This is a genomic window from Collinsella aerofaciens (genome assembly GCF_001404695.1).
In the GTDB taxonomy this organism is placed as follows: Bacteria; Actinomycetota; Coriobacteriia; order Coriobacteriales; family Coriobacteriaceae; genus Collinsella; species Collinsella aerofaciens_E.
Window position 1 is genome coordinate 1 of sequence record NZ_CZAQ01000022.1, and the last position, 25,839, is coordinate 25,839.

General features: G+C 61.2%; 20 protein-coding genes and 1 tRNA gene. 20 read left to right on the forward strand and 1 reads right to left on the reverse strand.

What is annotated here, in order from left to right:
* On the forward strand, positions 1-945 hold a 945-nt coding region (gene arcC, locus AQ996_RS06435; protein WP_070097146.1), incomplete at its 5' end, for a carbamate kinase.
* 376 nt (positions 946-1,321) lie between these two features.
* Here arcC and AQ996_RS06440 read toward each other — a convergent pair.
* Positions 1,322-1,918: a C39 family peptidase gene (locus tag AQ996_RS06440; protein ID WP_253274618.1), complete on the reverse strand. Its 597-nt coding sequence runs from the start codon at positions 1,916-1,918 to the stop codon at positions 1,322-1,324.
* A gap of 799 nt (positions 1,919-2,717) precedes the next feature.
* Between AQ996_RS06440 and AQ996_RS06445 the strand changes: the two genes are divergently transcribed.
* From AQ996_RS06445 to mfd, 19 genes are all read left to right on the forward strand, one after another.
* Positions 2,718-4,169 (forward strand): APC family permease, encoded by a 1,452-nt coding sequence (locus AQ996_RS06445; RefSeq protein WP_055252077.1) that lies wholly within the window; start codon positions 2,718-2,720, stop codon positions 4,167-4,169.
* A gap of 131 nt (positions 4,170-4,300) precedes the next feature.
* A complete protein-coding gene (locus tag AQ996_RS06450; protein ID WP_055252079.1) occupies positions 4,301-5,578 on the forward strand; it encodes a metal-dependent hydrolase family protein in 1,278 nt (425 codons plus the stop codon).
* Between the two features lie 112 nt (positions 5,579-5,690).
* A complete protein-coding gene (locus AQ996_RS06455; protein WP_253274619.1) occupies positions 5,691-7,082 on the forward strand; it encodes a sensor histidine kinase in 1,392 nt (463 codons plus the stop codon).
* Positions 7,083-7,121: 39 nt separating this feature from the next.
* Positions 7,122-7,856 (forward strand): LytR/AlgR family response regulator transcription factor, encoded by a 735-nt coding sequence (locus tag AQ996_RS06460; RefSeq protein WP_055252083.1) that lies wholly within the window; start codon positions 7,122-7,124, stop codon positions 7,854-7,856.
* Between the two features lie 92 nt (positions 7,857-7,948).
* On the forward strand, positions 7,949-8,893 hold the full coding sequence (locus tag AQ996_RS06465) for a zinc dependent phospholipase C family protein (protein WP_055252084.1): 945 nt from the start codon (positions 7,949-7,951) through the stop codon (positions 8,891-8,893).
* A gap of 101 nt (positions 8,894-8,994) precedes the next feature.
* Positions 8,995-10,254 carry an MFS transporter gene (locus tag AQ996_RS06470; protein WP_055252086.1) on the forward strand — a complete coding sequence of 420 codons (1,260 nt, stop codon included), beginning with the start codon at positions 8,995-8,997 and terminating at the stop codon, positions 10,252-10,254.
* A gap of 171 nt (positions 10,255-10,425) precedes the next feature.
* Positions 10,426-11,613, forward strand: a complete 1,188-nt coding sequence (locus AQ996_RS06475; protein WP_055252088.1) for a glycosyltransferase — start codon at positions 10,426-10,428, stop codon at positions 11,611-11,613.
* The gene (locus tag AQ996_RS06480) at positions 11,610-12,953 is read left to right on the forward strand and encodes a histidine kinase (RefSeq protein WP_006235157.1); all 1,344 of its coding nucleotides are present in this window, start codon (positions 11,610-11,612) and stop codon (positions 12,951-12,953) included. The genes AQ996_RS06475 and AQ996_RS06480 overlap by 4 nt, the downstream gene beginning before the upstream one ends.
* Positions 12,954-13,025: 72 nt before the next feature.
* The gene (locus AQ996_RS06485) at positions 13,026-13,742 is read left to right on the forward strand and encodes a LytR/AlgR family response regulator transcription factor (RefSeq protein WP_006235156.1); all 717 of its coding nucleotides are present in this window, start codon (positions 13,026-13,028) and stop codon (positions 13,740-13,742) included.
* 95 nt (positions 13,743-13,837) lie between these two features.
* Complete coding sequence (locus AQ996_RS06490; protein WP_055252090.1) at positions 13,838-14,305, forward strand: YfcE family phosphodiesterase; 468 nt, start codon at positions 13,838-13,840, stop codon at positions 14,303-14,305.
* Positions 14,306-14,516: 211 nt separating this feature from the next.
* Positions 14,517-14,594: transfer RNA gene (locus AQ996_RS06495), tRNA-Asp, on the forward strand.
* A 359-nt stretch (positions 14,595-14,953) separates the two neighbouring features.
* Positions 14,954-15,439 carry an RrF2 family transcriptional regulator gene (locus AQ996_RS06500; protein WP_055252092.1) on the forward strand — a complete coding sequence of 162 codons (486 nt, stop codon included), beginning with the start codon at positions 14,954-14,956 and terminating at the stop codon, positions 15,437-15,439.
* 21 nt (positions 15,440-15,460) lie between these two features.
* A complete protein-coding gene (locus AQ996_RS06505; protein WP_055252094.1) occupies positions 15,461-16,366 on the forward strand; it encodes an HhH-GPD family protein in 906 nt (301 codons plus the stop codon).
* A gap of 114 nt (positions 16,367-16,480) precedes the next feature.
* Complete coding sequence (gene rbr, locus AQ996_RS06510; protein ID WP_055252097.1) at positions 16,481-17,020, forward strand: rubrerythrin; 540 nt, start codon at positions 16,481-16,483, stop codon at positions 17,018-17,020.
* A gap of 441 nt (positions 17,021-17,461) precedes the next feature.
* On the forward strand, positions 17,462-17,896 hold the full coding sequence (locus tag AQ996_RS06515; protein ID WP_055252099.1) for a hypothetical protein: 435 nt from the start codon (positions 17,462-17,464) through the stop codon (positions 17,894-17,896).
* Between the two features lie 123 nt (positions 17,897-18,019).
* Positions 18,020-19,375 (forward strand): DNA recombination protein RmuC, encoded by a 1,356-nt coding sequence (locus AQ996_RS06520; RefSeq protein ID WP_055252102.1) that lies wholly within the window; start codon positions 18,020-18,022, stop codon positions 19,373-19,375.
* Between the two features lie 127 nt (positions 19,376-19,502).
* Complete coding sequence (locus AQ996_RS06525; protein WP_055252104.1) at positions 19,503-21,305, forward strand: ABC transporter ATP-binding protein; 1,803 nt, start codon at positions 19,503-19,505, stop codon at positions 21,303-21,305.
* A 63-nt stretch (positions 21,306-21,368) separates the two neighbouring features.
* Entirely contained in the window at positions 21,369-22,034 is a 666-nt protein-coding gene (nth, locus tag AQ996_RS06530) for an endonuclease III (protein ID WP_055252106.1), read from the forward strand.
* A 156-nt stretch (positions 22,035-22,190) separates the two neighbouring features.
* The gene (mfd, locus tag AQ996_RS06535) at positions 22,191-25,823 is read left to right on the forward strand and encodes a transcription-repair coupling factor (RefSeq protein ID WP_055252136.1); all 3,633 of its coding nucleotides are present in this window, start codon (positions 22,191-22,193) and stop codon (positions 25,821-25,823) included.
* Positions 25,824-25,839: the final 16 nt, after the last annotated feature.

Consider the following 25,839-nt stretch of genomic DNA (forward strand, 5'->3'; position numbering starts at 1 on the left):
AAGCCCGATCGTATTGTCGTCGCCCTCGGCGGCAACGCCCTCGGCAACAACCCCGTCGAGCAGATCGAGGCCGTGAGCAACACCGCCCACGCGCTCCTCGGCCTCATCGAGCAGGGCAACGAGATCATCATCACCCACGGCAACGGCCCGCAGGTCGGCATGATCCAGAACGCCTTCGCTGCTGCCCACGATGCCATCGGCACCCCCGAGATGCCGCTGCCCGAGTGCGGCGCCATGTCCCAGGGCTACATCGGCTACCACCTGCAGCAGGGCATCGGCCGCGAGATGCACAAGCGCTATAAGCGTTGGCACGCCGCCACCGTCGTCACCCAGATCGAGTGCGATCCCGACGATCCCGCGTTCAAGAACCCGACCAAGCCGATCGGCCCCTTCTACACCGAGGAGCAGGCCAAGGAGTTCATGGCCGAGGATCCCTCCAAGGTCTTCGTCGAGGATTCCGGCCGCGGCTGGCGTCGCGTCGTCGCCTCCCCCGATCCCAAGAAGATCGTCGAGGCTGACTCCATCCTCAACCTGCTCGACAACGAGTTCATCGTCATCGCCTGCGGTGGCGGCGGCATCCCCGTCGTCCGCGACTACGAGAACAAGGGCTGCTACAAGGGCGTTCCCGCCGTCATCGACAAGGACCTGGGCGGCGAGCTGCTGGCCGAGGACTGCGACGCCGACGTTCTGTTCCTGCTGACCGCCGTCGAGCATGTCGCCATCAACTTCGGCAAGCCCAACCAGGAGGAGCTCGAGGACCTCACCGCCGACGAGGCCGAGCGCCTGGCCGACGAGGGTCAGTTCGGCAAGGGTTCCATGGAGCCCAAGGTCCGCGCTGCCATCAAGTTCGCCCGTTCCCGCAAGGGCCGCACCTGCATCATCGGCGCCCTGGACAAGGCCGCCGAGACCATGGCTGGCCTCTCCGGTACCCGCATCCACGAGTAGTCTCTACTCTGTTGCCTCTCTCGTGGGCGCCAGGCAAAGCGCCCACAAACTAGCCTCTCTTCATGAGCCCTGCAGTCCGCTCCGACTGCGGGGCTTTTGCTATTCACCTAGTCATTGGGGACAGACTTAAATGAGTAGCACCAATCAAATGCGGAAAGTGCATTCCACAATGAGTGTCCAAAGCGGGGCACAGTTTCCTTTGAGGCCCTCAACCGGAAAAAACATCCCGGAATTTGGCCGAAAAGTGGCCCCCAGCTTCCCAAACAGGCCGCTAACGGAAAGCGCACCCCGCTATCGAACTTCAAAGCGGGGTGCGCTTTCCGTGCCAGCAGTTCCTGGCAGCCTGGGGCTACTCATTTAAGTCTGTCCCCAATGACTAGTAGTAGGCCCACATGGCTTCGACTTCGTTAAGGACCTCTACGACGCCCCAGCGGCGGGCGCTGCGGCTGGCCGAGTTGGGGTCGAAGACTTGAATCTGGTCGGCGTCGTCAATACCGTAAAGCACAATGTAGTGGCCCACGTTGGTAAAGGTGCCCGGCCGAACAGCGGCGATGACGGGCGCTCCCGAACGCAGCGCCTGAGTCATCGAGTCGCGATCGTTATGAAGCTCCGTTCCGTTAAGTCCCAACTGCCACGCGCCACTCGTCATAAACGACCATTCGGTTGCACCGGTGGGGGCGTAATTGCCCGCCTCGGAAAGCGCGCACATATCGACGGGGGTCATATCGGTGCGTCCCGTCTTAAAGATATAGACCATGGTGAGGCACGTAGGCCCGCAGGCATTTTGGCGGATGGTACCGCCGGCGTAAGGCAGCTCCGACCATGCAGGGTCGATCTGATAGATATGGGGCATCGTGCCGGCTTGCCATTGCGAGCGCGGGGTCGAAAAGGCGAAAGAATAACCGGGCGCGACGGGGGCCTTGAGCAGCTTGTCCTCGGCGGTGGGCTCGAGACCGGCCGAGCCGTGGGACATACAGGAGCTCATAAGCACAAAGACCAGACAGATGAGGATAGAGCACAGTGCGAGGCAAAGTCGACGAGCCGGCAGGGCGGGGGCATTCACGTACGATGTCGAGCGGTAGGGCTTGCCGTCGCGTCCGCCTTGGGGATGCGAAAAGAAGCGGTTGATATGGATGCCGGGCTGACGTGCGCCGTTGCGGCGCAGTTGCGGAACCTCGGCCTGGCGCTGTCGAGTGCGCGCGCCCAGGCGGCTATCTTGCTGCGCGCTTGTGCCCGTGCTCGGACGGCCACTCTGCCGTGTTCTGCTTGTTTGCTGCCGAGACGAAGGCCTGGGTTGCTCTTGAGGGCGTTGCGGATTGCTGCTCGTGGCACTTCTAGGCGTCGGCGTGGTGCGGCCAGCAAGGCGAACGCTTTGTCGCCGTTGATCACCGTCGTTGTATCCGTATGCCATTCGTACCGCCTTGTCTCATGTATAACCTGTCTATCCTACAAAAAAGATGTGCAACAAATGGGTCTGCGCGTCAAAAGCTCGGTAAACGGTACGAAAGGCGCAAAACACACGGTCTCAAAAACATCTCTCTATGCGCCCGATGAGCGTACGCCCGTTGGGCGGGCGGCAACAATGAGCGGCAAACCGTGCCGTTCGTCCCAAAAACGGCGCCGCTCGTTTTGCAGTTTTGCCTTCGGTCGAGCCACAAGCGGCGCTGCTGTGCCAAGGCCGTATCTTAAAGCCACGAAATAAAAGCGCGCGGCAAAACAGACCGCGCAAGGGGTGACGCCAAAGAGGCGTCAATAAGGAAAGGAGGGGAACAATGGCGGACAAGAACGCAGAAGTTGCAGTCGAAGGTAACGGCGGCATGAAGAAAACGCTTTCGCTCTGGAACTTCTTCACCATCGGTTTCGGTGCCATCATCGGTACCGGTTGGGTCCTGCAGGTCGGCGACTGGATGGTCGTGGGCGGCGGTCCCGTTCCCGCTATGATCGCATTCCTCTTGGGTGCAATCTTCCTCGTGCCCGTCGGAGCTGTTTTCGGTGAGCTCACGGCTGCTATCCCCATCTCGGGCGGCATCGTCGAGTATGTCGACCGTAGCTTTGGCCGTACGCTGAGCTACATCACCGGTTGGCTCCTGGCCCTGGGCAACGGCATCCTGTGCCCGTGGGAGGCCATCGCCATTTCGACCCTCGTGTCCGAGATGTTCGGCAGCCTGCCCGGTCTTGAGTGGCTGCGCGCCGTCAAGCTCTACACCATCTTGGGCGCCGACGTTTACTTGTTCCCGACGCTAATCGCGCTCGGCTTTGCAGTCTACGTCATCTTCCTCAACTTCCGCGGTGCCAGCTCGGCCGCCAAGCTCCAGGCCTTCCTGACCAAGGCTCTGCTCTGCGGCATGCTGCTCGCCATGGGTGTCTCGCTGTTCACCGGTTCGCCGGAACACGCCATGCCCGTGTTCTCCCAGGTCACCGGTGCTGGCGGCGGCAAGCCCGCTACCGAGGGCACCAGCCTGTTCGCCGGCATCGTGTCGGTCCTGGTTCTGACCCCGTTCTTCTACGCCGGTTTCGACACCATTCCTCAGCAGGCTGAGGAAGCGGCCGAGGGCCTCAACTGGAACAAGTTCGGCAAGATCATCTCCCTGGCCCTGCTGGCCGCAGGCGGCTTCTACATGGTCTGCATCTACTCGTTCGGCACCATCCTCGACTGGCATGAGTTTGTTAAGAGCCCGGTTCCCGCGCTTGCCTGCCTCAAGGGCATCAACATGCTCCTGTACCTGGCCATGCTCGTCATCGCCACGCTTGGACCCATGGGCCCGATGAACTCCTTCTACGGCGCCACGAGCCGCATCATGCTCGCCATGGGCCGAAAGGGCCAGCTGCCCGAGAAGTTCGCCGAGGTCGATCCCAAGTCCGGCGCTCCCAAGCTCGCCTGCGTCGTTCTGGGCGTCATCACCGTCGTCGGTCCGTTCCTGGGCAAGAACATGCTCATCCCTCTGACCAACGTGTCGGCTCTCGCCTTCATCTTCTCCTGCGGCATGGTCGCCCTCGCTTGCCTGCGCATGCGCTTCACCGAGCCCGACCTGCCTCGTCCCTACGAGGTGCCCGGCGGCAAGTTTGGCATCAGCCTCGCTATCGTTGCCTGCGGCACCATCATTGGCCTGCTCGTGATCCCGTTCTCTCCCGCCTCCCTCAACATGGTGGAGTGGAGCATCGTGATCGGCTGGTTGGCTGTTGGCCTGGCCCTCATGGCTTTCACCAATTCCCGCAAAAAGTAACGCCTGGCCGGGGCGGATCGGGTGCGCGGAATCCTCTCTCCCGCGCACCGAACCCGGCACCACTTGGGTAGCTTTGTGAGGCCTTAACCCAACACGGCCTCGCCCACTATATGGATCCATAAGGAGGAACCATGTCCACTAAGTATGCAATCGTTGGCGGCAAGCTCATCGACGGTACCGGTGCCGAGCCGGTCGAGAACTCCCTCGTTCTCGTCGACGACAACGGCAAGATCGAGTACGCCGGCACTATGCAGGACCTTCCTGAGGGCGTTGAGGTTATCGATGCCGCCGGCAAGACCGTCCTTCCCGGCCTGATCGACACCCACCTGCACTTCTCGGGCAACTTGACCGACGATGACACCGACTGGGTCATGCAGCCGCTCCTCGAGAAGCAGGCCGTCGCCGTCAAGCAGGCCTACGACTGCCTCACCCACGGCCTCACCACCGTCTGCGAGATCGGCCGCTTTGGTATCCAGATCCGTGACTGCATCGACAAGGGCGTCTTCAAGGGCCCGCGCGTTCTGGCCACCGGCCTTGGCTTCTGCCGCGTTGCCGGCCACGGCGACTCCCACCACTGCAGCCAGGAGCTCAACAAGGAATCGCACCCCTGGGGCGATCAGGTCGACGGTCCTTGGGATCTGCGCAAGGCCGTCCGTCGTCGCCTGCGCGAGAACCCCGATGCCATCAAGATCTGGGCTACCGGTGGCGGCATCTGGCGCTGGGACTCCGGTCGCGACCAGCACTACTGCTCCGAGGAGATCCAGGCCGTGGTCGAAGAGGCAAAGATGGTCGGCATCCCCGTGTGGAGCCACTGCTACAACAACCACGCCGCTGCCTACGATTCCGTTCGCTTTGGCTGCGAGCAGCTGATTCACGGCTTCGATATCGATGAGCGCACCATGGACCTCATGGCCGAGCAGGGCACCTTCTTCACTCCGACGATCGCCTTCCTGCCCACCTGGTACGCCACCTATCCGCCCGTCTACGTCCCCGAGCTGCACGACAAGTACGAGGGCACCCTGGTCGAGAAGGAGCTGCAGCGCAACTACGACTGCCTGCGCGAGGCCAAGAGGCGCGGCGTCGTCATGACGATCGGCTCCGACTCCTTCTCCTTCGTCACCCCGTACGGCACCTGCTCCATCGAGGAGATGTACGAGTTTGTCGACAAGATCGGCTTCACCCCGGTCGAGACCATCACCTGCGCCACCCTCAACGGTGCCAAGATGTGCCACATCGAGGACGAGACCGGTTCCATCGAGGCCGGCAAGTGCGCCGACCTGCTGGTCGTCAACGGTGACGTCGCCGCCGACATCCACGTGCTCAACACCGACAACATGGACGTCATCATGAAGGACGGCTGGATTGTCGAGGCCGGCACCTTCGGCGAGGCAAACAAGTACAGCGCCTAAGCTACCGTTCATCGATGGCTTGATGTAAAACACAGTATTTGATTGCATAATGCAATGGAGAGGGTCGCTTGCGGCCCTCTTTATTGCTATGGGGTGCGTCAGTAAGAAGGAGATGACGGTGGATCTCAATAGGCTGATTCTGGGCAAGAGCTACAACTCTACCAAGGTCTTTCGTACCGCTCAGCATGTGGTTCAAGCCATCTTGCTCGGTATTGTCGTTCCGCTGCTTATCCTGCTGCTCATCTGGGATCTAACCGATAATCCCAATCCTGTTCCGGCCGTTGTCGTCATTGCCGGCTTGGTCATGCTGTGCTTCTTCTTCTCGTACGTCTTTGTCGTTCCCGACGACCTCACATCGAGCGCTACCGACCGCACGCTCGCCATCGCGTCGAAAATATTCGCCTACACGTCGCGCGGCCTTACGCCCGAAGCTGCCCTGGGCGCCTCTAAGATCATCCTGTCCGAAACCATCGCCTCTGCCATCTGCTTTACCGACGGCAAGCAGGTGTTGGCAAGCTGGGGCGAGGACTCGGCAAAATGCCCCGCGGGCACCCCGGTGGTGCTGCGGACCACGCTCAATGTGATCAACAGCGGTGAGCAAAGCGTTTTCTCGCGCGATGCCTCGACCGAGACAGGTGGCTACTTTCCGCGCCTGCGCGCCGGTATTGTCGCACCGCTTACCGTGCGCGGGCATTGCGTGGGTACGCTCGAGCTGTACTATCCCCGCCTGAGCAGCATCGATATGCGCCAGACGGCGTTGGCCTCGGGCTTTGCCGATCTCATTTCCACGCAGCTCGCCAGCTTTGAGCTCGAGCGCCAGGACGAGCTTACGGCCCGCGTGGAGCTGCGCGCCCTGCAGTCGCAGGTCGACCCGCATTTTCTGTTCAATACCATCAGCACTATCGTGTCGCTCGTGCGAACCGAGCCCGACAAGGCGCGATCGCTGCTGATCGACTTTTCCAATTACTATCGTCAGACGCTTTCTGACTCCGATACGCTCACCACGCTCGAGCATGAGGTGGAACAGGGCACTCGTTATATCAATCTTATGCAGGCCCGGTATGGCGACGGCCGTCTGCGCGTTTCGGTCGACATCGACTTTGAGGTGCGCGACAGCATGGTGCCGCCGTTTATCTTACAGCCGCTGCTCGAAAACTGCATCAAGCATGCCCAGCGCGAGACCGAGCCGCTTTCTATTCGTGTTGGGGCTTTTGAGACCGATGACGGTCTGGAGATCATCGTCGAAGATGACGGCATCGGTATGAGCGAAGAAGTCTGCGCGCACCTGTTTGAGCAGCATCGCCGAGAGGAGCCCGAGAGCATTACCGCCGACGGCTCCATCAAGCGAGGCTGCGGCCTGGCGCTCTTCAACGTGCTTCAGCGCATCCATTTCTTTTACGGGGAAGATTCTGGCATGCGCGTGAAGTCCCAGGAGGGCGTGGGGACGCAGGTCATCGTCGAGCTGAACGGCGAGCCGCATGAGCCGGCGCCGATGAAGGTGTAGCGCGCGGTTGGATTGAGAGAAAAAAGAGGGGAAGCGCATATGTCCGAGGGATGGAACATCTTGGTGGTTGATGACGAGCCTCCTATTAGGGCTGAGCTACGTTATCTGCTGGAAAAGGATGCACGTGTGGGACAGATTGCCGAGGCGGGCAATGTCACCGAGGCCGTGGAGTCGATTCTGTCGAACAAGCCCGACGTGCTGTTTTTGGATATCACGATGCCCGGCCGCTCGGGAATTGAGCTAGCCGAGACCCTGCAAAACCTAAAGACGCCGCCGGTGGTGGTGTTTGTGACGGCGTTTGCAGAGTTCGCGGCCGACGCGTATAACCTCGATGCTGTCGACTATGTCGTCAAGCCGGTCGAGGACGCGCGCCTGTCGAAGGCGCTCGACAAGATCGAAACCGCCCTGGGTGTTCGCCGCGCTGTCCATACCCCGCGTCAGCCCCTTCGCCTGACGGTGGACCGCGGGGGTAAAAAGGTGTTCATCCCCGTGGCGGATGTCTGCTACTTTGAGGCGCGTGCCGATTTTTGCAACGCCGTCTGCGCCGAGGGAACATATCTGATTAATGAGTCGATTTCCTCGCTCGAACATCGCTTGGGCTCCGAGGGCTTTATTCGTGTTCATCGCAGCTATCTGGTCAATTTGGAAGACGTGCACAATGTTGAGATTGGCTCCACGGGGTTGATGGAGCTCAGGCTCGACCGCGTGAGCTCGACGGTGCCGGTGTCCCGTCGTCGCGCTGCCGAGGTTAAGGCGCACTTGGGGCTTGCGTAGGCGGTCCGTATGCCATCGTTTGCCACTGCAGGTTTGGCGTGACCGTGCGGTGGGCATAATGGGTGACATCGAATGAAATCGAAAGGAACAATATGCCCGCGCTCATTACGCATCATCTGTTTGGCGAGGAAAGCATCGACCGTCTTCCTCAGGGCGTTATTACGTCCGACGAGGAGCGCATCGCCTTTATCCTGGGAAACCAAGGTCCCGACCCGTTTTTCTTCCACATGCTCACGCCGCGCATTTCCGACTGTACGTCGCTTGCTCAGGTCATGCACCGCTCGCGCATGTCGCGCCAGTTCTCGTGCCTGCGCGATGGCGTGTCGCACCTGCAGCCGCGCGATGCCAATCTGGGTCGCGCGTTTGCGCTGGGCCTGCTGTCGCACTATGTGCTCGACCGCAATGCCCATCCCTTTGTCTACGAGCAGCAGTTTGGCATTGTTGAGTCCGACCCCGAGCTCGAGGCTTCGGGCAGTCAAGTTCACGCCGTGCTCGAAAGCGACCTGGACGTGCTGATGCTGCAGCTTAAACGTGACGGGGCCACGGTCGACGATTACCCGCCGGCGGGCGAGATCGTCACCACCGATCGCATCAATCGCGTGGCCGGCGTGCTGATGAGCTATGTTGCCGGACGCGTGTACGGCATTGACATTCCGGCGGGGGAGTACGGTGCTGCCGTTGCCAATATGCAGCGACTTTACCGCGCGATTGAGCCGGCCGGCTCCGCAAAGACGCGCGCGATCTCGCTGGTTGAGGGCTTGGTGCACGACTACTCGCTGCTCGACGGCCTTGCGCACCGCGTGACGACCGAGCTGCCCGAGCGTACCGGCAACCTGGGCCACTTGGCATGGAAGAACCCCTTTACCGATGAAGTCTCGACCGAGAGCTTCCCCGAGGTCTTTGACCGCGCGCTGCTCGATTACGAGTGCACGGTTGCCCGCTTTATCGAGACCGGCGATATGGAAGCCGTGACCAACCATGTCAATTACAGCGGTCGCGTGCTCAATGCCGATGAGGAGTTCGACCGCGAGGAATAGGGCTCATGCGTGCCCCTTTGCCGAATCCTTACCGGTGCTTCTGGACAATTGGGGTACGATGAACTAACTGCATATCGGGCAAATACGAAGGGTCCCTGTCCATGAAATACACCAAGCTCGAGCGTAACTGGGTTATGTACGATGTGGGCAATTCGGCCCTCGTGCTGCTCAATACCTCGGTGGTGCCCATTTACTTTAACGCCATCAATACCGGCGCTTCCTCGGCCGACCTGGTGGTCGCTTGGGGCAATGCGCAGACGATCGCCTCGCTGGTCATCGCCATGCTCATGCCCATTCTGGGCGCACTTGCCGACTACGCCGGCAACAAGATCAAGTTCTTCTTGGGCTTCTTCCTCACGGGCCTGGTGCTTTGCCTGGCGCAGGCTATCCCAATGTCCGCCATGGCATTTTTGACCGTGTACGTGCTGTGCACCATCGGCCTTAACTCTTCTATGACGTTCTACGACGCCATGCTGCCTGACATTACCACCGACGAGCGCATGGACGCCGTGTCCAGCTCGGGTTATGCCTGGGGCTACATCGGTTCCACCGTGCCGTTCGTCATCTGCCTGGCGCTCATCATGGGTGGCCCCGCTCTTGGCATCCCCACCATGCTGGCAACGCGTCTGTCGTTTATCATCACTGGTGCCTGGTGGCTCATCTTTACCCTGCCGCTCATTCGCACCTATAAGCAAAAGTACGGTCGCGAGCGCGGTCCCGAGGACACCATCGGCCACATCGTGGGCGGTGTGTTCTCCGAGGTCGGACACACCATGCGCGAGATTGCCCACAATAAGACCGTGCTGGTCTACATGATCGCGTTCTTCTTCTATATCGACGGTGTGCACACGGTCATTTCCATGGCCACCAGTTACGGATCGGCCTTGGGCATCGATTCGACGCAGCTGGTGCTGGCGCTGCTCGTTACGCAGTTCGTGGCCTTTCCGTCCGCCATCATCTACGGCAAGCTCGCCGGACGCGTGGGCACGCTCAACATGATCCTGGTGGCGGTCGCCGCCTACATGGGGATTGTGCTGTTCGCCGCGTTCTTCCTAAAGACCGCCTTTGAATTCTGGGTGCTTGCCATTATGGTCGGCCTGTTCCAGGGCGGTGTGCAGGCGCTCAGCCGTAGCTACTTTGGCCGCATTATCCCCAAGGAAAAGTCCAACGAGTACTACGGCTTCTTTGACATCTTTGGTCGTTATGCAAGCGTTATGGGCACCTTCCTGGTGTCGGTCGTCACCTCGCTGACCGGCAACCCGTCGCTGGGCGTCCTTTCCATTGGCGTGCTGCTGGTCGTTGGCTTTATGCTACTGGTCCGCCTGTCCCGCATGACTCGGGCGGCAGAGCATGCCGCATAGGAGCGAGCGGCTATTGTGCCTGTCCACGGTACTCTTTTGGGGTTATCCGCAATAAACATTGCGACTTGCGAGCAATGATTTGCCCAAGTGGGTATGATGGAATCAGCTAGGTCGCGGGGCGTCGCCTGTGTTTGGCGGCGTCCCGTTTTTGTGTTGCAGGGAGGGTAAGGCATGAACGCCACGGTCGTGATTCCAACGTATTGGGCGGGCGATGACGCTTGCGCAAACGCCCCTGGCACCTATGACCATTCGACGCGACTCAACGCCGACAATCCCGAACTCGACCGCTGCCTGGCCTCGCTTGAGCAGGTGTGCGACATCCCGCGCATCATCCTTTTGGTGGTCTGTCCTGTTTCTGCCACAGCCGATGTGTCGCTGCGCGTGCACGAGATTGTCGACGCGCATCCCACGCTCAAGGTCACCGTTGTCACCAACACCCAGGCCTCGCGCATCGCAGACCGGGTTACTCAGATCGCGCCCAAGGGTTCGGGCGAGTGCGTGAGCCTGCGAGGCTACGGTGCCATCCGCAACATGGGGCTAGCCTGTGCTGCGGTGCTGGGGCATGACGCGGTTATCTTTTTGGATGACGATGAGACTGTCATCGACGCCGACTTTATGAAGCGCGCGACCTATGCGTTGGGGCAGCAGACGCGTCAGGGCTTGCCGATCTTGGTCAAGAGCGGCTATTTCTACGATCGCGACGGCTCGCCGCTGGCTCCCACGGACAAGGCGGGCATCTGCCATCGTTGGTGGACCAAGCGCATCGAGTTCAACCGTTGGATGAAAAAGGCGCTCTCGGGCACCCGCATCTCGCGCTCCAACTACGTGTGCGGCGGCCTGATGGCCCTGCACGCCCGCGCCTTTACGCGTGTGGCCTTTGACCCGTTTATCACCCGCGGCGAGGACTTGGATTACCTCTTTAACATGCGTATGTTTGGCTACGACGTGTGGTTTGATAACGAGTGGACCGTGCGCCATCTGCCTCCGGAGTCCGAAAAGCGCTCACCGCGCTTTATGCAGGATGTATACCGTTGGTACTACGAACGGGCCAAGTTGACGTTCGCCGCGCATCAAAAGGAGCTCATCCCCGTTACGGCGGCATCGCTCATGCCCTACCCGGGCCCGTGGATTTCGCGCGAGCTCGACGACCGCGTGCGCAAGACCGCTATGGTCCGCAGCGTGTTTACCCGCGAGCATGAGGGCTACCTGCGCATTTGGCGCCATGGTATCGGCGAGGCAAAGGCCTATGCGCGCCAAAACGCTGCAAGCTACCTGCGTTTCCAGAGCTTTTGGCCCAAGATCATGGACGGGCTTTGGCGTGACGCACAACTGATCAGTATCCTGGAGGGGGCCGAATGATCGACCGCCGCGCCCAGCGCGATAGTTCAATATCAATCTTTCGCATCATTGCCGTTGCATGCGCCATTTGCGTGCTGGTGTACTTTATTTTTGCCTTGGTGACCGGTATCGAGCCGATCGCCACGGTGATTGCCTGCGCGCTGCTGTGCATCTTTCTGTGCATCTTTATCTTTTTGACGCTCAATCCCGATTCGGTGCGCTCCCAGTACACCGAGGAGACGCTCTCGGTGGCCTCGGCCATGCTCGAGGACATTAAGGGCGGTCTGACGCAGGAGTCGGCGCGTTTGGTGTGCCGGCGCATTTTGCCCGAGACGCGCGCCATGACGGTGGCCATCACCGACGAGGACAACGTGCTTGCCTGCGCGGGCGAGTTTGAGGAAAAACTGCTGCCCGATACTCCCATCCACACGCTTGCCACACGCTACGTTATCGAACATGGCATCGTGCAGTCGTTCAACCGTATGGTGGATGTCGTGGGCTCGGACGGCTCGCACAACCAAGTTCCCGCCGGCATTATCGCCCCCATCAAGGTGGGCGATCGTACCGTCGGCACGCTCAAGTTCTACTACAAGACCCCGCGCGCCGTCGACCGTACCCAGTATGCGCTTGCCTCGGGCTTTGCCGAGATCTTGTCCACGCAGCTCGCCATCCACGAGCTCGAGGTGCAAAAGGAACTCACGGCGCGCGCCGAGGTGCGTGCGCTGCAGGCGCAGATTAACCCGCACTTCCTGTTCAACACGCTGAACACCATTGCATCGTTTACGCGCACCGACCCGCTGCGGGCCCGCGAACTGCTTCGTGAGTTCTCATCGTTCTATCGTGCTACACTCGACAACTCGGGATCGCTTATTCCGGTCTCGCGCGAGGTCGCACAGACCAAGCGCTACCTTACCTTTGAGAAGGCCCGCTTTGGCGAGGACCGCGTGCTTGCGACGTTCGATGTGTCCGAGGACGTGGAAGATACGCTGGTGCCGGCGTTCGTGATCCAGCCGATTGTCGAGAACGCCGTACGTCATGGTATGGGCGATGACGACGCCCTGAGGATCGACGTGACCGTTCACCAAGACGGCGAGGATGCAATCTTGATTGCCGTGGCCGATAATGGCGTGGGCATGGATGAGGGTACCGCCGCCAGACTGTTTGACGAGCGCTCTGCCCGTCCCGACGCCAGCTCTCCCCAGGGTGGCGGCGCCGGTGTGGCCATGCACAATATTTCGGAGCGCATCCATCGCTTTTATGGGCCGCACTCCTATACGCGTGTCGAATCGGCGCCGGGCAAGGGCACCAAAGTGCTCCTTCATCTTGATTTGTCAGAGAGCATCTTTGACATTCAAGAGTAAAATAAAAGGCTACGGGCTCAACGTCATGCGACGGATGCCCGGCGTAGTTAGTTGACGAAAGGTTTTATCCCTATGCTGCGTGCGATGATTGTGGATGATGAGGCGCCGGCTCGCTCGGAGCTTCGCTTCCTGCTCGAGCAAACGGGCAAGATCGGCACGATCACGGAGGCGTCGAGCGTCCGCTCCGCCATCGAGATGCTTATGGAAAGTCGCGTGGATGTCGTGTTTCTCGATATCTCGATGCCCGGTGCCTCGGGCCTGCAACTTGCCGAGGCGCTGCATAAGCTCAAAAATCCGCCGGCGATCGTGTTTGTGACTGCGTATAGCGACCATGCGGTCGAGGCATTCGACGTGGATGCCGTCGATTATCTGATGAAGCCGGTCGAGGAAGCTCGCTTGGATCGCGCGATCGAGAAGGTCATGCAACGCGCCAAGCCGGTTACGGACAGCAAGGTGACCATCGAGCGTATCCCGGTGGAAAAGGGCGGCCGCAAGGTGCTCATTCCCGTGGACGACATTCGCTTTATCATGGCCAAGGACGATTACTCCTGCATCTATACCGTCGATGATCGCTTTTTGTCGACGACCTCGCTGGCGCAGTTTGAGGCCAAGCTCTGCGATTTTGGCTTCTTCCGTGTTCACCGCCGCTATATCGTCAACTTGGCGTGCGTCACGGACGTTGAGACGGTGCCCTCGGGCGCCATCCAGCTGGGCATTACGGGCGTCGACGAACGCGTGCCGGTTTCGCGCCGCCGCGTCGTGCCGCTCAAGAAGGCCCTGAGCCTCTAGCACACTGGCCCCGCAGCCCTGTAGACCCATCGTCTGCGGAGCCGTGGGGCCTTTTTGTATGTATCTGCCGAATCGTTTTATGCGGAAGGGATCCCATGAACAGTGCAAGCGCCAAGCGTATCGACATCATCTCGGACACCCACGGCTATTTATCGCCTGCGCTCCTGGACGAGCTTGAGGGCGCAGACCTGATTATCCACGCCGGCGACCTTACGTCAGAGATGGACTACGAGCACCTATGCACCATCGCCCCCGTGCGGGCCGTACTGGGCAACAACGATTACTACCGCGACTACGGCCCCGATGTAGACCGTCTTGCGCTCTTTACTTACGAAGGCCTCAAATTCGCCGTAGCCCACTACCGCGAAGACCTTCCGGTGGGATCCGTGGACGTAGCCATCAACGGCCACACCCACGTAACCAAAGAAGCCCAAGTGGGCCGTTGCTTAGTCCTCAACCCGGGCAGCGCCAGCTACCCCCGAGGCACCCGAGGCCCCACCATGGCCAGAATGCTCGTCAAAGACGGCAAGATACTGACCACTAAGTTTATTGACTTGGACTAACCGCAACAAAAACGGGGGATGCACAACGCATCTCCCGTTTTCTTTGAGCCAAAGGCAGAGTCCCAACAAGAATCTAAGACAACCCAGCCCCGGAGACCCTCCCGGAGGGACCGAAAAATTTTTTCAAAAAAGTTGTTGCGCGCCGGACAGACTTCTGTGTATACTAATCCCCGCAGCGCACGCGAGCGGAAACAAACGCGAACGTCTGCCTGGGGAGTTAGCTCAGTTTGGTTAGAGCGCCGGCCTGTCACGTCGGAGGTCGCGGGTTCGAGCCCCGTACTTCCCGCCAACGCAATTAAAGCCACGTCTTCGGACGTGGCTTTTTGCGTTTGATACACTTTGTTTCGATAGAACGATCGCCCTGAGGCATCTTTGCCCAGAATCTCCGCGCCTTCGGGAACGCAAGTAAAATCCAATAAGCATATCTGTCTAAACAGCAGCTTTGTTGCGCAACACCTGTTCAACGAGACAGGGGGTTAGGTTATACTAAATTGCACTGTGCGCCGCATCTGATACATTTCGCTCCAAGCGCGGCACTCAGTGGATATCCGATTTACCATTTGGATGTCCTGGCGGTCATTTAGCGTCTCGACACAAGCTCGGCCCCGGAGCTCGTTCGAGCTGTTCGTATTCCTTGAAAGGGGAAAAATGGACATATCGAGGAAGACTGATTACGCCCTTCGTATGCTGGCGATGCTTGCCGAGGATCCGGAGTGTTTGCTTTCTGTTCGCACCGCTGCCGAAGAGGTCAATGTCCCGTATTCGTTTGCCCGCTCGATTCAGCACGGTTTGGTCCAGGCCGGTATTGTGGAGAGCCTGCGTGGCGTCCACGGTGGCATGCGTCTCAAGGTCAGTCCGGACGACGTTACCATTCGTCAGGTCGTCGAGGCCGTTCAGGGCCCTATGGTTATGAATGATTGCACCGCACCCGATGGCGACTGTGCGCGCATGGGCACGTGCTGCTATCATCCCCTGTGGGCCGGAGCTCAAGCATTGATGCGCGACTACCTCGATTCCGTTTCGCTCGGCGACATCGTCGCTCACCGCCAGTTCCCGGCCGTCGATCCCAAGTTCGCCGACCGCGAAGCGTTTCCCGAGTACGCCACCTGTGCGTATACATGCCGGGAGGAATAGCGCCGCATAAGGAGCATAGATATGATTCAGGACCCCTTTCGTTCGATGATTCGTTCGGAAGGGGTCCTGCGTTATCGCGACCTTCCGTGGCGCCGCACGCGCGATCCGTACATCATTTGGCTTTCCGAGGTCATGTTGCAGCAAACACAGGTGCCACGCGTGGAGACGCGTATGCCGGCGTGGCTCGATCGCTTTCCGACCGTGCAGGCGCTTGCCCAAGCCGCGCCTTCCGATGTTTTGGACGCTTGGCAGGGCATGGGCTACAACCGACGCGCTCTGGCGCTCCACAAGGCCGCTCAGCGCGTTGTGGAGGACTGGGACGGTGAGTTTCCGCGTGAGACGCGTGACTTGGTCGCTCTGCCTGGTATTGGCCCGGCAACGGCGCAAGGTATCCGGTCGTTTGCGTTTGACCTTCCAGGCGTGTATCTGGAGACCAACGTGCGCACGGTCTTTCTGCATCACTTCTTTCCCGATGTATCGGCTGTTCCCGACCGCGAGCTGGTGCCGCTGATTCAGGCGGCCTGTCCGGCGGTCCCCGGTGCGGCGACCGACGAGATCGCTCCCTTTGCCGTGCCGCTCGATGATGCCGACACGCCGCGCGCGTGGTATTACGCGTTGCTGGACTACGGCGCATATCTAAAAAAGACGTTGCCCAATCCGTCCAGGCGCTCGGCGGGCTATAGCCGTCAATCAAAGTTTGAGGGCTCACGTCGCCAAAAGCGCGCGCATATCGTGCGCATGTTGCTGGCAGCGCGCGATGGCCAATCGGCGGGGATTACGCTTGCTGATACCGTGGTGGGCGTTAACGATATGGAAGCGGCGGCTGGGCGCGGGCCGGTCGAGCGCGAGCTTGTCGCGGGCATTCTGGCCGACCTGGAGCGTGAGGGCTTTTGCCGAGCCGAGGGCGATCGCTGGCTGAGCATTTAGCCCGTGGAAATCTGAAGAACAGGATTGTAAGGTTTAGATTTCCGACATGAGGGCATCCTAAAGACGAGGCCGCTCGAAGCCTACGGGCGGCATGCGTTGAAGGGAAGTACACCTATGGATTTTGAGAATTCCCAAACCAAGAAGAACCTCGAGACCGCTTTTGCCGGTGAGTCCCAGGCACACACCAAGTATCGCTACTATGCCTCCAAGGCAAAGAAGGACGGCTACGTTCAGATCTCGAACATCTTTGCCGAGACGGCTGGCAACGAGTCCGAGCACGCCAAACTGTGGTTTAAGTATCTGCACGATGGCGCCGTCCCCGATACCCTGGACAATCTGCGCGATGCCGCCGCGGGTGAGAACTACGAGTGGACCACGATGTACGACGAGTTTGCCAAGACCGCCGAGGAAGAGGGCTTTGCCGAGATTGCCGCAAAGTTCCGTGGTGTCGCCGCCGTCGAGAAGGCCCACGAGGAGCGCTACAACAAGCTCGTCGAGCGCATCGAGTCGGGCGAGGTGTTTGAGCGTGAGGGCGTAAAGGTGTGGAAGTGCCTGAACTGCGGGCACCTGCATGTGGGTGCCGAGGCGCCTGAGGTGTGCCCGGTGTGCAACCACCCCAAGGCGTACTTTGAAGAGCAGGTGGTGAACTACTAGCGCTTGGCGCTGGCTGCTGCGGAGCGCAGGGCGGGGAAATACCTTTCCCTCTCGCTCACGGCTTCGCAGAGTCGCGCGAGGCAAAGGTATTTCCCCGCCTTGCGCTCCGGCGTTGGGTCGTCGCGTGCTCGATACAGAAAAGCTGATAAAAAAGGTTGTGTGCCGCCCCTTTTTGGGGCGGCACGTTTTTGTGGGGTCCCGGTCTCCACAATTTTCGTCAAGCTATTGGTTAGATTTTGGTCAGTTGGCGTAAGGGTGGAAGGCCAAAAGATTGTTGGCGAAAAAAGCTCAGAGAAAGTGCTGGTAGGGGAGTTGTTGAGCTTTTCGACAGCTTTTGAGCAAAAGAAACTTTGTGGCTATTGCCGGCGATTGCGTTGTCGCGGTCATGGCGGTGCGGGATGCTGGTCGTAAGCGTCGAATGCTCCGATTTTGGAGGCCAGCATGGATCTGTTTCTTGAGACTCCGCAGCGACAAGCTGAGCGCATGCTGCGTCAGCAGCAACGACTCATGGAGATGCAAATGCAAGGGGCGGCAGCCCAGACCTTTGCGCAAAATGTCGTGCCCGCTGCTGTACCTGCAGCTGTGCCCGGGTGTGAATCGGCGCCAGAGGCCTATTCCGTACAGCAGGATTCATATGCACAGGAGCTCGCGTTCGATAAACGTCGTGCGCGTCACCGTCGCTGGGCCCAGCGCCTGCGTACGCTGGCGATGATCGTGCTGATTCCGCTGGGGCTCGCGACAATCTTCTTGGCCTCATATGCCCTCACGTGCATCCTCAACGGCGCCTCGCCCAATGAGGTACTTCAGCACTTGGCAGCTCTTGGTCAGCGCTTGGGGGATGTCGCAGCAACCATCCGCGCCAGCTGGGAGAGCTAGCGGACCAGCACCCATAGCGCAAAGGTAACTTGTCTGCGCTCGATTGGACATGAGCTGCGTTTGACAGGGTAAGATTGATCGCGGTTTTGATTGGTGCTCGATTGGGTTTGTTGGGCGGAGTTTATGTCTGCTATTGATATTGTGCTTGTTGTGATCGCCTTGGTGGCGGTGGGGGTTGCTGTGGCTTGCGCCCTCCAGCTCAAGAGCCTGCGTGCCGAGTTGCGGGAGCGTGGCGACAGTAGCGCGGAAACGCTGGCAGCACTCGAGCAGGCCAACAACGCGCTCGATGCCCTGAACGTCGCGCTGGCCGAAACACGCCGCACGGCCAATGCCATCGCGCAGCAGCAGACGACCGATGCGGCCGTGGAGCAGCAACGTTACCTGGCCATCGCACGCGAGTTCTCGCAAGCTGGTGACCGGATGGATGACCTGCGCCGTGAGACGGCCCAACAGCTCGGCGCCAATCGCGAGGGCATCGAGCATCGCCTGGACAAGGTGCGCGAGACGGTCGATGCTCAGCTGGGCGCCATCCGCAAAGACAACAACGTGCAGCTCGATCAGATGCGCGCGACGGTGGACGAGAAGCTCTCTCGCACGCTCAACGACCGTCTGTCTGCATCGTTTAAGCAGGTGAGCGACCAGCTCGAGGCCGTGTACAAGGGCCTGGGCGACATGCAATCTATCGCCACTGGCGTGGGCGACCTTAAGCGCGTGCTGGGTAACGTCAAGGCGCGCGGCATTTTGGGCGAGGTGCAGCTGGGCGCGATCCTGGCGGATATCCTCACACCCGATCAGTATCTGGAAAACGTTGCCACCAAGCCCGGCGCCTCGGAGCGTGTTGAGTTTGCCGTCAAGCTGCCGGTAGACGAGGGCGACCCCGTACTGCTGCCGATTGACTCCAAATTCCCGGGCGACGCGTACGAGCATCTGCTCGATGCCCAGGAGTCGGGCGACGCGGATGCCGTCGCCGCCGCGCGCAAGACGCTTGACGCTATGGTCAAGCGTGAGGCAAAGGACATCTGCGAAAAGTATCTGAGCGTGCCCGTGACCACCAACTTTGGCATCATGTTCGTTCCGTTTGAGGGGCTGTACGCTGAGGTCGTCAGCCGCCCCGGGCTTATCGAGACCCTGGGCCGCGACTATCATGTCAACGTTGCCGGCCCTAGCACCATGGCGGCCATTCTCAACAGCCTGCAGATGAGTTACCAAACGTTTAAGCTGCAAAAACGCACCGACGATGTACTGCGCGTGCTCTCCGCTGTCAAGGCCGAGCTGCCGCGCTATCAAAAGGCGCTGCGCCGCGCCCAGCAGCAGATCGAGACCGCGGGCAAAACGGTCGAGGGCATCATTACCACGCGCACCAACGTCATGGAGCGCAAGCTCAAGGACATCGACGCGCTGGAAGACGCCGACCAAGCCGATGAGATCTTGGGGCTCACGCCCGCGGGCTTTCCCACAGACCAAGAAGACGAGGACTAATTGCAACAAGACGGCGGGGCGCCGGCGCAAACGCGGATGCCCCGCTGCTTTTCGCATCGTGCTTGCCTGAAGTGCGCTTCAATGTGCAACAATGGCGTTTCGCCCTATCAGACGCGAAAGGAAGCCCATGTCTCAGAGAAGCACCAGCCCGCTCAAACGCTCCACCGTGCGCCGCACGCTACAGCGTTTTTGGGATGTCACGCGCACGCAGCCGCTGATTGTCTTTCTCTCGGTGTTCTCGTCGGCGGGCTACATCTTTTTGCTGACGTTTGCCAATACCTATGTGATGGCCCTCATTGTCGACCGCGTTCAAGCCGGTCCCGTGGCGGGTAACCAGGTGTTTGAGGTCTTCGGTCCCTACATTCTGGCGCTCGTGCTCGTCAACCTGGTGGGCCAGATCCTCTCCAAGCTGCAGGACTACACCGTCTACAAGCTCGAGATCGCGGGCAACTATCACCTGGCGCGCCTGTGCTTCGACACACTCTCCAACCAATCCATGACATTCCATACCAGCCGCTTTGGCGGATCGCTTGTGAGCCAGACAAGCCGTTTTATGAGCGGCTACACCGGTCTGGTCGACGTGACGGTGTATTCGCTCATCCCCACCATCACCTCGGTCATCTGCACCGTGGCCGCACTCGCCCCGGTGGTGCCGACGTTTACCGTGATCCTGGTGTGCATCATGGTCGTCTACATCGCGTTTGTCTGGCTTATGTACAAGCGCATCATGCCGCTTTCGGCCGCGACGTCCGCCGCGCAGAACAAGCTCTCGGGCGTGCTCTCCGACGCGGTCACGAACATCTTGGCCGTCAAGACCTGCGGGCGCGAGGACTTTGAACGCGATCTGTTCGATACCGCCGACCGCGCCGCGCGCGACGCCGAGACGGTCTCGATGCACGCCATGATGCAGCGCAACTTTACGACCTCGGGCCTTATCGTCATCACCATGGCCGTGGTGAGTGTGTTCGTGGCGGGCGGCAATGCGTGGTTTGGCATCTCGGCCGGCTCGCTCGTCATGATCTTTACCTACACCTATAACCTCACCATGCGCCTGAACTACGTGAGTTCCATGATGCAGCGCATCAACCGCGCTTTGGGCGATGCGGCCGAGATGACGCGCGTGCTGGACGAGCCGCGTTTGGTGGCAGACGACCCGGACGCCTCTGAGCTCAAAGTGACCGAGGGCGCGATTGATTTTGAGCACCTGAGCTTTGCGTACCGTGACGCTGCGGCGGGCGAGAAGGTGTTCGATGACCTGACGCTTCATGTAGCGGCGGGCCAGCGCGTGGGCCTGGTGGGCAAATCGGGCTCGGGCAAGACGACGCTCACCAAGCTGTTGCTGCGCCTGGACGACGTGCAGGGCGGCCGCGTGCTCGTGGACGGCCAAGACGTCTCGCGCTGCACGCAGCAGAGCCTGCGTCGCCAGGTTGCCTACGTGCCGCAGGAGGCGCTGCTGTTCCATCGCTCCGTTCGCGAGAATATCGCCTACGGCCGCCCCGACGCCACCGACGAGCAGGTCTGCGAGGCCGCGCGCCTGGCCAATGCCCTGGAGTTTATCGACCGCTTGCCCCGTGGCTTTGACACCATGGTGGGCGAGCGCGGCGTCAAGCTCTCGGGCGGCCAGCGTCAGCGCGTGGCTATCGCCCGCGCCATCCTCACCGACGCGCCGATTCTGGTGCTCGACGAGGCGACCTCTGCCCTCGACAGCGAGTCCGAGGCGCTGGTGCAGGAGGCGCTCGAAAACCTGATGCATGGACGTACCTCCATTGTGGTGGCGCATCGCCTGTCCACCGTGGCGGCGCTCGACCGCATTGTGGTGTTGGCCGATGGTGAGATTGTCGAGGACGGCACGCATGCGCGGCTCGTCGAGGCGGGTGGCGAGTACGCGAGTCTGTGGAGCCGTCAGACCGGCGCATTCTTGGAGGCGTAAGCGTCTCGGACGTGGGACAATTGTGCCCATAAGTTTATTGTGCCGTTGAGCCGAGGAGTCGTTATGCCACGCGAGACCAATGCCGCCAAGCGCGAGCGCGCCATCGAGGTGTGTGAGCGCCTCAACCGTCGCTATGGCCCGGTCGAGTGCTTTTTGGACCACGAGAATCCCTTCCGCCTGCTGATCGCGGTGCTACTCTCGGCGCAAACGACCGACGCGCAGGTCAACAAGGTGACGCCGCGGCTGTTTGCCCAGTGGCCCACGCCCGAGGCCATGGCCGGGGGGAGCGTGGCTGACGTGGCGGACACCATTAAGTCACTCGGCTTTTATAAGAGTAAGGCCAAGCATGCCGTGGAGGCCGCGCAGATGATCGTTGCTGACTACGGCGGCGAGGTACCGGCCGACATGAAGGAGCTTGTAAAGCTGCCGGGCGTGGGGCGCAAGACGGCGAACATCGTGCTCAACGTGGGGTACGGCATCGTGGAGGGCATCGCGGTGGATACGCACGTCAACCGCATTGCGCACCGCCTGATGCTGAGTCCCAAGACGCATGCCAAGGAGCCGCTCAAGACCGAGCAGGATCTGCTCAAGATTTTGCCGCACGAGTATTGGGAGTCGGTCAACCATCAGTGGATCACCTTCGGTCGCGAGATCTGCGATGCCCGCAAACCCAAGTGCGACGAGTGTCCGCTGGCAGATTTGTGCCCCAGCGTGCGCGTAGCGGGGTAGGGCGGAATGCATCTTCGTCTGGCGTTTTTTGCAGGGCCGGGTTTGCCCTTGAGCAGGAGTCCTCTCCATGCGCTACCATGACAATCAATAGTTTTGATGTACGACCCGCCGAGCCTGCCCCGGCGGGCTTTTGGCGTTGCGATGCCGGAGGACCACATGCTCATTCACCGTATAGCCGCGCAGCTCTACACTGCCGAGGCGCTGCAGACCGTCGAGGCCGGACTCGATGCCGGCGAGGACGTGACGCTGGCCGTGTCGCAGTCGGGCCGCACGCTCATGGCGGCAGCCCAGTTTGCGCGCCGCCCGCGTCCCACGGTCTATATCGTGAGCGGCGAGGACGCGGCCGATCGCGCCGCGCGCAGCCTGGCCGCCTATGTGGGTCTGGCGCATGTGTGCCGCTTTCCCGAGCGCAAAGACTATCCATGGCGTGAGCAGGCGCCCGACGACGCCGTGGTGGCCCAACGCTGCGAGGCTTTAGGGCGCATCGTGCGCGGCGATAACTGCATCATGGTCGCCTCGGCCCGTGCACTGCTGCGCTGCGTGCCGCCGGTCGAGAGTCGCTACTGGGAGTCCACTACTTTTGCGGTGGGCGAGGAGATTCCCTTTGACGAGGTGCCGCAGCGTCTGGTGGGCATGGGCTACACCAATGCCGGCGCCGCCGACGCGCCCGGCCTGTTCCGTGTGCACGGCGACACCGTCGAGGTGTTTCCCGCGCAGGAAAAGGCGCCCGTGCGCATTGAATTTTTCGGCGACGAGATCGACCGCATCCGCCGCATGGTGAGTTCAACGGGCCAGACCATCGGCAACGAGGACAGTATCGAGATCTTCCCGTGCCGCGAGTTGGCGCTCACCGACGAGGCGGTCCATAACATGCATGTGGCGCTCTATCGCGCCAGCCAGAGCGATAGCAAGCTGGCGGCGCTGCTCGAGATGGTGGATGCGCGCATCGTCACGCCCGAGCTCGACCGCTTTTTGCCGGTGATGTACGGCCAGACCGTGAGCCCGTTGGCGCACGTGAGCGGCAAGGCGCTTGTGGTCCTGTCCGAGCCGCGCTCGCTGTTCGATGACTGCCTGCGCGCCTACGAGGATATCGAGGCCCGTGCCGGCGAGGCGGGGATTGACCGTCTGGAGGGTCTGTATGTGCGCGCCCAACAGCTCGACTTTGGTGCTCAGCAGCGCCTGAACTACGTGAGCCTGATTCGTGCCGGCGGTGCGGTTACGGCAGAGCTCAAGATTGAGCAGCCGGCCATTGCGGGCTCGGACAATCGATTTATGACGCGCATTCAGGAAGTCGTGGGCAAGCGCTATGCCTGCGTGTTTGCCATTCCCGACCGCGGTGCGCGCGAGTCGATGGAGCTCACCTTTGGCGACGAGGGCATTACCTTTGAGGAGTCGTTGACGGCCGCGCCCGAAAACGCCGGCGTTATTGGCGAGCGCGTACGCGTGGCAACGGCGGATTCTGCCGACCGTGCCGCACGCCAGGAGGCCCATGCTTCCATTCACGAGCGTAAGGCCGACGCGCTCAACGCCCGCTCGCTCGAGGCGGGCGCGGCCCAGGCTGCCGCCGGTGCCGCCGTGCCCACCATCTCGCGCGGACGCGTGACCTTTGTGGATGCCGCCCTGCCGCAGGGCGTGGTGGTCCCCGACGCCAATTTGGCCGTGTTCTCGGTCGCCGACCTCAACGCTCGCATGGACGCCAACCGCGCCCGCAGCCGCCGCAAGGTCGATATTACGCAGATCACCTTCCCCTTTAAGCCAGGCGACTACGTAGTGCATGCAACGCATGGCATCGCGCTCTTTAGCGAGATCGCGCGCCAGGAAGTGGGCGGCAAGGAGCGCGACTACTTTTTGCTGGAATATGCCGACGGCGACAAGCTCTACGTGCCGCTGGAGCAGGTTGACCGCATTACGCGCTACGTTGGTCCCGACGGCGACAAGCCGCGCCTGACCAGGCTCAACACCGCCGACTGGACGCGTGCCACCAACAAGGCGCGCAAGAACGCCAAAAAGCTGGCGTTTGACCTGGTCGATCTGTATACGCGCCGCTCTTCGATTGCCGGTATCGCTTGCCCGCCCGACACGCCCGAGCAGATCGAGATGGAGCAGAGCTTCCCCTACGACGAGACGCGCGATCAGCTGGAGGCCATCGCCGATATTAAGGCCGATATGGAGGCGCCCAAGCCCATGGACCGCCTGCTGTGCGGAGACGTGGGCTTTGGCAAGACCGAGGTCGCCCTGCGCGCGGCGTTTAAGTGCGTGGATTCCGGTCGCCAGGTCATGGTGCTCTGCCCCACGACCATTCTGGCCCAGCAGCACTACGAGACGTTCTTTGAACGCTTTGCCCCGTTTGGCCTTGAGGTCGAGGTGCTCAGCCGCTTTCGCACGCCGGCGCAGCAAAAGCGCGCACTCAAGGCGTTTGCCGAGGGCACGATTGATGTGCTCATCGGCACGCATCGCCTGCTTTCGGCCGATGTGAACCCCAAGAACCTGGGCCTGGTGATCATCGACGAGGAGCAGCGCTTTGGCGTGCAGCACAAGGAGCAGCTCAAGAACCTGCGCGAGCAGATCGACGTGCTCACGCTTTCGGCCACGCCCATCCCGCGTACCATGCAGATGGCCACGAGCGGCGTGCGCGATATGAGCCTGATTACCACGCCGCCGACTGGGCGCCGCCCCGTGATCGTGCACGTGGGGGAGTACGACCCCGACGTGGTGAGCGCGGCGATTCGCCTGGAGGTGGGTCGCGGCGGACAGGTGTACTACGTGTCCAACCGCGTCAAGACCATCGATGACGCTGTGGCACGCGTGCACGAGGCCGCGCCCGAGGCGCGCGTGGGCGTGGCGCACGGCAAGATGAGCCCGCGCGAGGTCGAGGACGTGATGATCGAGTTCGCGACCAAAAAGATCGATGTGCTCATCGCCACGACCATCGTGGAGAGCGGCATCGACAACGCGACCGCCAACACGCTCATCATCGAGGACTCGCAGCGCCTGGGTCTGGCACAGCTCTACCAGCTCAAGGGCCGTGTGGGTCGCTCGGCCACGCAGGCCTACGCGTACTTTATGTTCCCGGGCGAGCTGCCGCTCACCGAGGAGGCCACGGCGCGCCTGACTGCACTTTCCGAGTTCCAGGACCTGGGCAGCGGCATGCGTATCGCCATGCGCGACCTGGAGATTCGCGGCGCCGGTTCGCTGATGGGCGCTGAGCAGCACGGCAACCTGTCGAGCGTGGGCTTTGACCTGTTTACGCAGATGTTGGGCCAGGCCGTGGCCGAGGCGCGCGGCGATGACGATGCCGGCGTGGAGGCGGCGAGCGTGGGCATCAACCTGCCGGCCGACTACTTCTTGTCCGAGGAGTACATGCCGGCGGTGGACCAGCGCGTGCTCGTGTACCGCAAGCTCGCGGCGGCTGAGGACCTGGAGAGTGTCGACGAGGTGCAGGAGGAGACCGAGGCCGCGCATGGTGAGCTGCCGCTGGCGGGACTCAACCTGTTCAACCGCGCGCGTATCCGTATCCGCGGCGAGCGCCTGGGGCTCGAGAGCGTCACGCTCAGCGGCGGACGCATCACGTTTTTGGGCGTCGACGTGCCCAAGAAGGTGGCCTTTGAGTTTAAGAATCGGTACGGCGCGGTGAACTTCCCCAAGAGCCGCAAGCTGTCGGTGCCCTATAAGGCGGGCGCCGGTGCGGGCAGCGGCCTGGGTCGCGGTCTCGATGCCAACGACGGCACCGGCCCCGTGGCAGCCGCCCTCATGCTGCTGCAGCAGCTGGGCGCCAGCGATGACGACTAATGGGTCGACGCTGCAA

Excerpts from the sequence above, each read along its gene's own strand:
- AQ996_RS06440 (WP_253274618.1), bottom strand. The coding sequence starts at position 1,918 with ATGTCCCACGGCTCGGCCGGTCTCGAGCCCACCGCCGAGGACAAGCTG.
- AQ996_RS06445 (WP_055252077.1), top strand. The coding sequence starts at position 2,718 with ATGGCGGACAAGAACGCAGAAGTTGCAGTCGAAGGTAACGGCGGCATG.
- AQ996_RS06450 (WP_055252079.1), top strand. The coding sequence starts at position 4,301 with ATGTCCACTAAGTATGCAATCGTTGGCGGCAAGCTCATCGACGGTACC.
- AQ996_RS06455 (WP_253274619.1), top strand. The coding sequence starts at position 5,691 with ATGACGGTGGATCTCAATAGGCTGATTCTGGGCAAGAGCTACAACTCT.
- AQ996_RS06460 (WP_055252083.1), top strand. The coding sequence starts at position 7,122 with ATGTCCGAGGGATGGAACATCTTGGTGGTTGATGACGAGCCTCCTATT.
- AQ996_RS06465 (WP_055252084.1), top strand. The coding sequence starts at position 7,949 with ATGCCCGCGCTCATTACGCATCATCTGTTTGGCGAGGAAAGCATCGAC.
- AQ996_RS06470 (WP_055252086.1), top strand. The coding sequence starts at position 8,995 with ATGAAATACACCAAGCTCGAGCGTAACTGGGTTATGTACGATGTGGGC.
- AQ996_RS06475 (WP_055252088.1), top strand. The coding sequence starts at position 10,426 with ATGAACGCCACGGTCGTGATTCCAACGTATTGGGCGGGCGATGACGCT.
- AQ996_RS06480 (WP_006235157.1), top strand. The coding sequence starts at position 11,610 with ATGATCGACCGCCGCGCCCAGCGCGATAGTTCAATATCAATCTTTCGC.
- AQ996_RS06485 (WP_006235156.1), top strand. The coding sequence starts at position 13,026 with ATGCTGCGTGCGATGATTGTGGATGATGAGGCGCCGGCTCGCTCGGAG.
- AQ996_RS06490 (WP_055252090.1), top strand. The coding sequence starts at position 13,838 with ATGAACAGTGCAAGCGCCAAGCGTATCGACATCATCTCGGACACCCAC.
- AQ996_RS06500 (WP_055252092.1), top strand. The coding sequence starts at position 14,954 with ATGGACATATCGAGGAAGACTGATTACGCCCTTCGTATGCTGGCGATG.
- AQ996_RS06505 (WP_055252094.1), top strand. The coding sequence starts at position 15,461 with ATGATTCAGGACCCCTTTCGTTCGATGATTCGTTCGGAAGGGGTCCTG.
- rbr (WP_055252097.1), top strand. The coding sequence starts at position 16,481 with ATGGATTTTGAGAATTCCCAAACCAAGAAGAACCTCGAGACCGCTTTT.
- AQ996_RS06515 (WP_055252099.1), top strand. The coding sequence starts at position 17,462 with ATGGATCTGTTTCTTGAGACTCCGCAGCGACAAGCTGAGCGCATGCTG.
- AQ996_RS06520 (WP_055252102.1), top strand. The coding sequence starts at position 18,020 with ATGTCTGCTATTGATATTGTGCTTGTTGTGATCGCCTTGGTGGCGGTG.
- AQ996_RS06525 (WP_055252104.1), top strand. The coding sequence starts at position 19,503 with ATGTCTCAGAGAAGCACCAGCCCGCTCAAACGCTCCACCGTGCGCCGC.
- nth (WP_055252106.1), top strand. The coding sequence starts at position 21,369 with ATGCCACGCGAGACCAATGCCGCCAAGCGCGAGCGCGCCATCGAGGTG.
- mfd (WP_055252136.1), top strand. The coding sequence starts at position 22,191 with ATGCTCATTCACCGTATAGCCGCGCAGCTCTACACTGCCGAGGCGCTG.